General features: G+C 48.2%; 1 pseudogene. It reads right to left on the bottom strand.

The features are described 5' to 3' along the window. Positions 1–122 (bottom strand): annotated as a pseudogene (locus AC5ZG1_RS44815) (KTSC domain-containing protein); the annotation flags it as partial. Positions 123–357 lie beyond the last annotated feature (235 nt).

Below are 357 nucleotides of genomic sequence, written 5' to 3'. Positions count from 1 at the left end.
GAAGAGGGCACGCCTTCGAACAGACGCTCCTCGCCGTTCTTGAAGCAGATCCTGAGCCGCCCGTCTTCCTGACTGAAATAGACGGATTTGATGATCTTCGATTTCACCGAAAGTTCTTCCACCTGCTTTACCTCTGTTTTTGGTTTGGCAGAACCTAAACTCAAACGTGCAAAGACGCGGTGAAGCAGCGTGGTAAAAATTCAGGAATCTTTCTGGTCAGCACTACACTTCATTCGGTGGGATCGGGTCTTCGCTTCCTTGCAGACTGTGAAAGAGCGTGCCGTACGGCGATATTTGACAAACTTTGCCAAACAATACAAATTTCGTGAAACGGAGACCTGAAATGGCGACTATGAA

The sequence above is a fragment of the Bradyrhizobium sp. Leo78 genome (assembly GCF_059512425.1).
Note: the sequence above shows the minus strand (reverse complement) of the source record. Positions and strands in the feature narration are given on the sequence as shown.